The following is a 9704-nucleotide window of genomic DNA, read 5'->3' on the forward strand; positions in this document are numbered from 1 at the left end:
GCCGTAAAGGCTTTTCATTGTATGCATTTTTGTCCCTGTGTTAGTATTTAGTATAGTTTTGGGAAACTTTGTGAGGAGGCGCGGGATGAATCGAATATTCCGATACACCATATTTTATCTACTGATATTCCTAGTCATCATCGGTATTCTAGGAACTTTCAATAATAGCAACCAACCGACGCAAAATATTGGCTATGGCGACTTTCTGGATGCGCTGAACGCTGGCGAAATTACAGAAGTGACCATCCAGCCGGACGCACAAGTGTACGAAGTGACCGGCCGCATGACAGATTATGATGAAGGCGAATCGTTTGTGACCAATGTACCAATCGAGAACGAAGCTTTGGTAGCGCAAATCGATGAGCTCGCGACAGCCCAAGAAGATGTGGAAGTCGAGTTTTTGAAAGCGCCGCAAACTAGCGGATGGGTTTCATTCTTTACCGGCATCATTCCATTCATCATCATCTTCATCCTGTTCTTCTTCTTGCTCAACCAATCACAAGGCGGCGGTGGCGGCCGAGTGATGAACTTCGGGAAAAGCAAGGCGAAATTATACGATGATCAGAAACAAAAAGTTCGCTTCGACGATGTAGCCGGAGCGGATGAAGAGAAGCAAGAGCTTGTCGAAGTAGTGGACTTCCTGAAAGATCCGAAACGCTTCGGTGAAATCGGTGCCCGCATTCCGAAGGGGATCTTGCTTGTCGGGCCTCCGGGTACCGGTAAAACTTTGCTTGCCCGCGCAGTAGCTGGCGAAGCAGGCGTGCCGTTCTTCTCCATCAGTGGTTCGGACTTCGTCGAAATGTTCGTCGGTGTCGGGGCTTCGCGTGTTCGTGATTTGTTCGAGAACGCGAAGAAAAACGCACCATGTATCATCTTCATCGATGAAATCGATGCAGTCGGACGCCAGCGCGGCGCCGGCCTTGGCGGCGGGCATGATGAGCGTGAACAAACGCTTAACCAATTGCTCGTCGAAATGGATGGCTTCGGCGCGAACGAAGGCATCATCATCATCGCTGCAACCAACCGTCCGGATATCCTGGATCCGGCACTTCTGCGTCCTGGCCGTTTTGACCGCCAGATCACAGTCGGCCGCCCGGATGTTAAAGGACGCGAAGAAGTGTTGAAAGTCCATGCGCGCAACAAGCCGCTTGACGACACTGTCGACATGAAGGCGATCGCCCAGCGGACGCCTGGCTTCTCCGGTGCAGATCTTGAGAACTTATTGAACGAAGCAGCTCTTGTAGCCGCTCGCCGCAATAAAAAGAAAATCGACATGTCCGATATCGACGAAGCGACAGACCGCGTTATTGCCGGTCCGGCTAAGAAGAATCGTGTCATTTCGAAGAAAGAACGCAATATCGTCGCTTACCACGAATCAGGGCATACCGTAATCGGCCTGATTCTGGATGATGCGGATATCGTCCATAAAGTAACGATTGTCCCGCGCGGCCAGGCTGGCGGATATGCCGTCATGCTGCCACGTGAAGACCGTTACTTCATGACCAAACCAGAACTTCTCGATAAGATTGCCGGCTTGCTAGGCGGTCGTGTTGCAGAGGATATCGTCTTCGGTGAAGTATCCACTGGCGCGCACAATGACTTCCAGCGCGCAACAGCGATTGCCCGCAGCATGGTTACTGAATACGGGATGAGCGATAAGATCGGCCCGATTCAATTCGGCCAATCCCAAGGCGGAAACGTCTTCCTTGGACGCGATTTCAATTCGGATCAAAACTATTCCGATGCCATCGCATTCGAGATCGACCAAGAAATCCAGCGCATCATTAAAGAGCAATATGTCCGGACGAAAGAGATCCTCACGGAAAAACGCGAGCTTCTCGAACTTCTCGCCAACACATTGCTCGAAGTGGAAACACTTGATGCTGCACAAATCATGCATTTGAAAGAACACGGAACCTTACCGGAACGTTCGTATGAAGCCTTGAATGGCCGATACGAAAAAGATGAAGAAGGCGAAACGGATTCAGACGAGGTAAACCCGGATGTGACGGGCGCACCGAATGATCCATCATCAGGAGATTTGCCGGAAGAAGGCTCATCCACTGATTCGCAAGGACCGATCCGAGAAGACCGTAAATAACCGAAAGCCGGTGCCATGCCTGAAAAGGGCTTGGCGCCGGCTTTTTGCTTTTGTAGAATTATGGTATGATGTGTTGGAAATTCAGCAGATAAATGGGGAGAATTTATGATCTTAGTGATGGATACAGGCAATACCAATATCGTCCTTGGCGTATACGATGATGAAACACTGCTTCACCATTGGCGGATGGAAACCGACCGCCATAAAACCGAAGATGAATACGCCATGCAGATCAAAGCATTTTTGAATCATGTCGGACTGGGCTTTGAAGCGATTGACGGCGTCATCATGTCATCTGTCGTCCCGCCGATCATGTTTGCGCTAGAGCGCATGGCGCAAAAATATTTCCACACCAAAGCACTGGTCGTCGGGCCTGGCGTCAAGACCGGCCTCAACATTAAATACGAAAACCCGCGTGAAGTCGGTGCAGACCGCATCGTCAATGCCGTCGCAGCGATACAGGAATACGGCGGCCCCTTGATCATCGTCGACTTTGGCACTGCCAATACTTTCTGTTACATCGACGAAAAAAATCAATACCAAGGCGGCGCCATCGCCCCGGGGATCCAAAGCTCGACCGAAGCGCTGTACACGCGCGCCTCGAAATTGCCGCGCATTGAAATCGCGCGTCCCGATTCGGTTGTCGGGAAAAATACCATTTCGGCCATGCAGGCGGGCATCGTCTATGGCTACGTCGGCCAGGCAGAAGGAATCATCACTCGCATGAAAAAACAAAGCAAGCAGCATCCGACCGTCATCGCGACAGGCGGACTTGCGCCGTTAATTGCCGCAGAGTCGGATATGATCGACCATGTCGACCCGTTTTTAACATTGAAAGGCCTGCATTTCATTTATAAACGCAATCAAGCGTAAGGAAAGGAATGATCATTATGCCAGATTATTTAGTTCGCGGACTTGGTTTTAATGGCAACGTTCGTGCATTTGCAGTCAATACGACAGAAACAGTAGGGGAGGCGCAGCGCCGCCACCAAACGTGGCCTGCTGCAACCGCAGCTCTTGGGCGTTTAATGACAGGCGGCGTGATGTTTGGCGCGATGCTTAAAGGAGAAGACCGCGTCACCTTGAAAATCGAAGCAGGCGGGCCGATTGGATATCTATTGGTCGATAGCGACGCCAAAGGCAATGTGCGCGGCTATGTCGCCAACCCGCAAACCCATGTCGACAGCAAAAGCGGAAAGTTGGACGTCAAAGGTGTCGTCGGCACGGATGGCATGCTGTCGGTCGTCAAAGACCAAGGCATGCGCGATTATTTCACAGGACAGACGCCGATTGTCTCCGGAGAAATCGCGGAAGATTTGACCTATTATTTCGTCGTCTCCGAACAAGTGCCTTCTTCTGTTGGCCTGGGTGTTCTCGTTGATACCGATAATTCGGTACTCGCAGCAGGCGGCTTCATCATTCAGTTGATGCCCGATACCGATGACGAGACCATTACATTGATCGAAAAACGCTTGGCGAATATCGAACCGGTCTCGTCCATGATCAAGCGAGGGCTCACCCCTGAAGGCATTCTGGAAGAAGTGCTGGGTGCTGATAACGTCCAGATTCTCGAGAAAATGCCTGTCCAGTTCAAGTGCACTTGCTCAAAAGAAAAATTTGCCGAAGGCCTCATAGGGCTCGGGAAAGAAGAAATTCGCCAAATGATCGACACAGACGGGCAAGCAGAAGCTGAATGCCATTTCTGCCACGAGAGATATCATTACAACAAAGAAGAATTGGAAGCGCTGCTCAATGAACTCGAATCGAAATAACACAACACCACCGAAACAGAAACGCCACTTGAAAACGAAACCCGTATTAATGGTCATCGGCATTTTATTGCTGGCCAATTTGCTATGGTTCATCGCTTGGCTCATTCCAAATGGCAGCAGTGCCGCAAACGAGGAAGTCGCAGCAGTCGATGGCGAGGAAATTACCCGTGCCGAATGGATGGCATCGATGGAACAGCAGCACGGCCGAAGTGCCCTTCTCGAATTGGTCAATGAAAAAGTTATGGCCGCTGCAGCAGATGATTACGGCATCGAAGTATCCGATAAGGAAATCGATCTTGAATTGGCCATGATGCGTACCGCGCAGGACGGCACCGAAGAACTGTTGTATGCCAATGACACCGAACGCCAGCGCGAAAAAGTGAAAGCGCAATTGATCTTGGAGAAAGTCTTGACAAAAGATGTCCTCGTCGATGACCAGGCCATCAAAGATTTCTATGAAGACAATCGGGCGATCTATGACGTCAAAGATTCATACCGCACAAGCATGATCGTCTTGAATTCCAAAGCGGAAGCAGAAGAGGCGATCAAAGAACTCGAGAGCGGCTCAAGCTTTGAAGCACTTGCCCGCGAGCGTTCCATCGATAACGCCACCGGTAACCTCGGAGGAGATATCGGTTTCGTCTCTCCCGGCCAAGCGTCGATCGATCCACAAATCGCAAAAACGGTCGAAACCATCGAACCCGGCTCGTGGTCGGCTCCACTGGCGCTTGAAGATGGCCGGACCGCCGTCATTATGGTGAAAGAAAAAATCGAAGGCCGTACGTTCAGCTATGATGAAGTGAAAGAACACATCAGCCGGGAGTTGGCACTTGAACAATTGCCTCAATCGGTTTCTCCCGAAGCCTTCTGGCAAGAATTCAATGCTGAATGGTTTTACGGTGAAGGGGAATAATCTGCCGACGCTCTCCAAAGATTGACAGTTCGCGCCGCAATTGATAGGATGAAATAAATAATGTCGACAAAAATAGTAGGGATTAGGAGTGGTAAACATGGCACGAGTAGGAAATTCAATTACCGAATTGATTGGGCAAACACCGATTGTTAAATTAAACCGGCTGACAGGACCTGAAGATGCGGAAGTTTACGTTAAATTGGAATACTTCAACCCGGGCTCCAGCGTGAAAGACCGGATTGCGCTTGCGATGATCGAAGCAGCTGAAAAATCCGGCGACTTAAAAGAAGGCGATACCTTAATCGAACCGACAAGCGGCAATACAGGAATCGGCCTCGCCATGATCGCTGCAGCAAAAGGCTACCGCAGCGTACTCGTCATGCCTGAAACCATGAGCATGGAACGCCGCAACTTGTTGCGCGCATATGGCGCGGAACTCGTCTTGACACCAGGACCCGATGGCATGAACGGCCCGAACGGCGCCATCAAGACGGCCGAAAAACTGGCGGCTGAAAACTCCTGGTTCATGCCCCAACAATTCAATAACGAGGCAAACCCTGAAGTGCACCGTCTGACCACAGGGCCTGAAATCGTCGAAGCGATGGATCAACTGGACGGTTTCATTTCCGGCATTGGGACAGGCGGCACGATTACTGGTGCTGGGCAAGTATTGAAAGAACACTATCCGAATATCCACATCGTAGCTGTCGAACCGACGGATTCCCCGGTCTTGTCCGGCGGAAAACCAGGCCCTCACAAAATCCAAGGCATCGGTGCTGGCTTTGTGCCAGCCGTGTTGAACACAGAAATCTATGATGAAATCATGCAAGTAAGCAATGAGCAATCGTATGAATTTGCCCGCAGAACGGCACGCGAAGAAGGCATTCTTGGTGGTGTATCATCAGGAGCCGCGATCTACGCAGCGCTTGAACTGGCGAAAAGACTCGGCAAAGGCAAAAAAGTATTGGCGATCTTGCCATCAAACGGTGAACGTTATTTGAGCACTCCGCTTTACCAATTTGACGAAAATAACGGATGATCCGCAGAGCCTTCTGAAAAGAGGGCTCTTTTGTTTGTGCAGAAACCGCAGATTCACGATAAGATAAGAGCAGTTTGAATAATAGTATTTCCCAGGAAATGATCGATTCCTTCAATTCATATATGGACGGTGGAAAAAATGGACTTAAATGTATTCGCAAAAACGCAAGTGATGGGCATATTGAATGTGACACCGGATTCGTTTTCCGATGGCGGGCAATTCGATGATATCGAAAAAGCGTTGGGCCGCGCCAAGCAAATGTTAAAGGATGGAGCTTCCATTATCGATGTGGGCGGCGAATCGACACGCCCTGGCCATACACAAATTTCTGACGAAGAAGAAATCGCTCGGGTAGTGCCGGTCATCCAGGCGCTCAGAGAACAGACAGAGGCAATTATTTCCATCGATACATACAAATCTGCCGTTGCCCAAGCAGCTGTCGAGGCTGGTGCACAGATCATCAATGATATTTGGGGCGCTAAATACGATCCCGAGATCGCCCGGGTGGCTGCAGACAAACAAGTGCCGATCATTCTAATGCACAACCGTGCCGAAGCGGTTTACGATGATTTTTGGCAAGACGCAAAAAAAGACCTCGAAGAAAGCATCCGCATCGCCCGAAATGCAGGCGTTTCGGACAAACACATCTGGCTCGATCCCGGCATCGGGTTCGCCAAGACGCTCGCCCAAAACGTCGAGATGATGCAGCGGCTAGATCAGCTCGTAGCAATGGGCTACCCCGTACTCCTCGGCACTTCCCGTAAATCATTCATCGGTAAATTACTCGATGCAAAAGTCGATGAGCGCTTGGAAGGTTCTCTCGCAACAGCAGCTTTCGGTGTCACGAAAGGCTGCCAAGTCGTGCGTGTCCACGATGTCAAAGAAACGGTGCAGACAGTGAAGATGATGGATTTTTTAACAGGCAAGATAAAAGTGGAGGGATAGACATGGATTATATTCATTTAAACGAAATGGAATTTTACGGTTATCACGGTGTATTTTCGGAAGAACAAAAACTCGGACAGCGTTTCCGGGCGACAGTGACGCTTGCCGTCGATTTAAAACATGCTGGGGAAACTGACGAACTGGAACATACGGTTCATTACGGTGAAGCGTACGAAACATGTCGCGAAGTTATCGAAGGAGAACCCAAAAAGCTGGTCGAGGCCGTGGCCGAAACAATAGCTGCTGAATTATTGAACCAATTTCCGCTAGTCCAGGGAGTCCGCGTTCAATTGATTAAACCTGACCCGCCAATCCCAGGCCATTACAAATCAGTAGCAATCGACATCACCCGAGGCAGCTTCCGATGAATGAAGTCTACCTATCCTTGGGCTCGAATTTAGGAGACAGGAAAGCCCAGCTTCAAGAAGCGGTTCGCTTGCTTCAAACGAATCCTTCCATTTCGAACATAAAAATGTCTTCCATCTACGAAACGGCTCCAGTCGGCTATCTCGATCAACATGCATTCCTAAATCTAGTTATCCGATTGGAAACCAGTCTCTCTCCATTAGAGTTGTTGGACATATGCCAAGAAATTGAGCAAGCTTTGCACAGGGAGCGGTTGGTTCGTTGGGGCCCGCGCACAGTGGACCTTGATGTGTTGCTGTACGGCCAAGAGCAGCTGGCAACAGAAAGGCTCACCATTCCACATCCCCGCATGTATGAGCGGGCATTCGTGCTTGTGCCTTTGCAGGAACTGATGCCCTCCCTCATTCTTCCGGAAGATTTAGAGATGCAAGAAGTACATGTGTGGAAAACGTATATTAACGTAAATACATTTTTGCGTGATGCAAATTAATGAACAAGATTATTTGCAATTAAAAGAACTGCGAATAATGCGATTAGAAGTTGCCAAGAAAACGGCAGCTTTTCTTATGTAACGGCACGAAAAATTGTGTACAATGGATAAATACACGAAAGCACGTGGTTTTAACAGAAAAAGGAGTGTAGGATATGTCAGAAGAGTTGAATGACCAATTAGTGGTGCGCCGCCAGAAAATGCAAAATTTCCGTGAACATGGACTCGACCCATTCGGAAAACGTTTCGAACGCACACACCTTTCACAAGAGATCGTCGAGCAATATGACCAATTCTCGAAAGAAGAACTAGAAGAAAAATCGGCTGAGGTCATTATTGCGGGCCGCATCATGACGAAGCGCGGAAAAGGTAAAGCCGGATTCGCACACCTGCAGGATTTGAAAGGGCAAATCCAAATCTACGTCCGTAAAGACGCAATTGGAGAAGATTCTTATGAATTCTTCAAAACCGCAGACTTAGGTGACATCATCGGCGTCCGCGGCACTGTTTTCAAGACAAATGTCGGTGAACTCTCCGTAAAAGCACAAGAAGTGGAATACTTAACAAAAGCCCTTCGCCCGCTGCCGGAAAAATTCCATGGCTTGAAAGACGTTGAACAACGCTATCGTCAGCGTTATCTTGATCTAATTGTCAGCGAAAATAGCAAAGAGACGTTTATCTTGCGTAGCCGGATCATTCAAGCGATGCGCCGCTATCTGGATAACCAAGGATTTTTAGAAGTTGAAACACCGATGCTCCATTCAATCGCCGGCGGAGCCACTGCACGTCCGTTCATTACCCACCATAATGCGTTAGACATGCAATTATACATTCGTATTGCTATCGAACTTCATTTGAAACGCCTCATTGTAGGTGGATTAGAAAAAGTTTATGAAATCGGGCGCGTCTTCCGTAACGAAGGCATCTCCACCCGTCATAATCCAGAATTCACTATGCTCGAACTTTACGAAGCATATGCTGATTACAATGACATCATGTCCTTGACAGAGAACTTAATTGCACACACTGCACAGGAAGTCCTTGGCACAACGACTGTCCGTTATGGAGAAGAAGACATCAATCTAGCTCCGGGCTGGAAACGTCTGCACATGGCAGATGCAGTTAAAGAATACACTGGTGTAGATTTCTGGCAACATATGTCGAAAGAAGAAGCACAAGCACTCGCCAACCAACATGGAATCGAAATCAAACCTACTATGGAAGTGGGGCATATCCTAAATGAATTCTTCGAACAAAAAGTTGAAGAACAATTGGTTCAGCCTACATTCATTTATGGACATCCGGTTGAAATTTCTCCGCTTGCTAAGAAAAATCCGGAAGATGAGCGTTTCACAGATCGTTTTGAACTATTCATTGTACGTAGAGAGCATGCAAATGCCTTTACAGAATTAAACGATCCAATCGATCAGCGTGAACGTTTTGAAGCGCAACTCATAGAAAAAGAAGAAGGAAACGATGAAGCTCATGAAATGGATGATGACTTTATCGAAGCGTTGGAATATGGCCTTCCTCCAACGGGTGGCTTAGGAATCGGGATTGACCGCCTGGTTATGCTACTAACTAACTCAGCATCGATACGAGACGTGTTATTATTCCCTCAGATGCGGCCAAAAGAATAAATTGGAAGTGAAAAGTGGGTGAGCTGTTTAGCTTACCTGCTTTTTTTAAAAAAACTATTGCGCTCATCACGAGAAGGTGATAAGATATTTCTTGTCGCGTTTTTAGTAAAAAGCGAGATGAGAAGAAAGTAAAAATAACTATTGACTCCTGCAAGGAAGTTTGGTAGTATTTAAAAGTCGCTGTCACATTAAGCGAATCAACACATGAACCTTGAAAACTGAACAGCAAAACGTCAACAATACAGTCGCGAGTGATCGCGGCAAACGTACTGATCAGCTTCGGCAGATCAAGCGAATCGCGCGTCTTTCGAGACGGCGATGCGCCAGCAGTATTGAGCAATCAACTACTCTATAATGGAGAGTTTGATCCTGGCTCAGGACGAACGCTGGCGGCGTGCCTAATACATGCAAGTCGAGCGGAGATAGTGGAGCTTGCTC

Annotated in this window: 9 protein-coding genes and 1 rRNA gene; all 10 read left to right on the forward strand. The window is 48.6% G+C overall.

Features of this window, described 5'->3' with window-relative positions; translation table 11 throughout:
* Positions 1-85 precede the first annotated feature (85 nt).
* Positions 86-2101, forward strand: a complete 2016-nt coding sequence (gene ftsH / locus DFR62_RS16920; protein WP_058382212.1) for an ATP-dependent zinc metalloprotease FtsH — start codon at positions 86-88, stop codon at positions 2099-2101.
* Positions 2102-2206: 105 nt separating this feature from the next.
* Positions 2207-2974: a type III pantothenate kinase gene (locus DFR62_RS16925; protein ID WP_121301372.1), complete on the forward strand. Its 768-nt coding sequence runs from the start codon at positions 2207-2209 to the stop codon at positions 2972-2974.
* 17 nt (positions 2975-2991) lie between these two features.
* Positions 2992-3873: an Hsp33 family molecular chaperone HslO gene (hslO, locus tag DFR62_RS16930; protein ID WP_121301373.1), complete on the forward strand. Its 882-nt coding sequence runs from the start codon at positions 2992-2994 to the stop codon at positions 3871-3873.
* A complete protein-coding gene (locus tag DFR62_RS16935) occupies positions 3854-4786 on the forward strand; it encodes a peptidyl-prolyl cis-trans isomerase (RefSeq protein ID WP_121301374.1) in 933 nt (310 codons plus the stop codon). The genes hslO and DFR62_RS16935 overlap by 20 nt, the downstream gene beginning before the upstream one ends.
* 97 nt (positions 4787-4883) lie before the next feature.
* On the forward strand, positions 4884-5825 hold the full coding sequence (cysK, locus tag DFR62_RS16940) for a cysteine synthase A (protein ID WP_058382208.1): 942 nt from the start codon (positions 4884-4886) through the stop codon (positions 5823-5825).
* Between the two features lie 138 nt (positions 5826-5963).
* Positions 5964-6770: a dihydropteroate synthase gene (gene folP / locus DFR62_RS16945; protein ID WP_121301379.1), complete on the forward strand. Its 807-nt coding sequence runs from the start codon at positions 5964-5966 to the stop codon at positions 6768-6770.
* A 2-nt stretch (positions 6771-6772) separates the two neighbouring features.
* Positions 6773-7138 (forward strand): dihydroneopterin aldolase, encoded by a 366-nt coding sequence (gene folB / locus DFR62_RS16950; protein WP_121301375.1) that lies wholly within the window; start codon positions 6773-6775, stop codon positions 7136-7138.
* Positions 7135-7626 carry a 2-amino-4-hydroxy-6-hydroxymethyldihydropteridine diphosphokinase gene (gene folK, locus DFR62_RS16955; protein WP_121301376.1) on the forward strand — a complete coding sequence of 164 codons (492 nt, stop codon included), beginning with the start codon at positions 7135-7137 and terminating at the stop codon, positions 7624-7626. Before folB ends, folK begins: the two co-directional genes overlap by 4 nt.
* A 155-nt stretch (positions 7627-7781) precedes the next feature.
* Positions 7782-9266, forward strand: coding sequence for a lysine--tRNA ligase (lysS, locus tag DFR62_RS16960; protein WP_121301377.1), 1485 nt, complete (start codon positions 7782-7784; stop codon positions 9264-9266).
* Positions 9267-9617: 351 nt separating this feature from the next.
* A 16S ribosomal RNA gene (locus DFR62_RS16965) occupies positions 9618-9704 on the forward strand; the annotation flags it as partial.

The sequence above is a fragment of the Planococcus citreus genome (genome assembly GCF_003664125.1).
GTDB lineage: Bacteria > Bacillota > Bacilli > Bacillales_A > Planococcaceae > Planococcus > Planococcus citreus.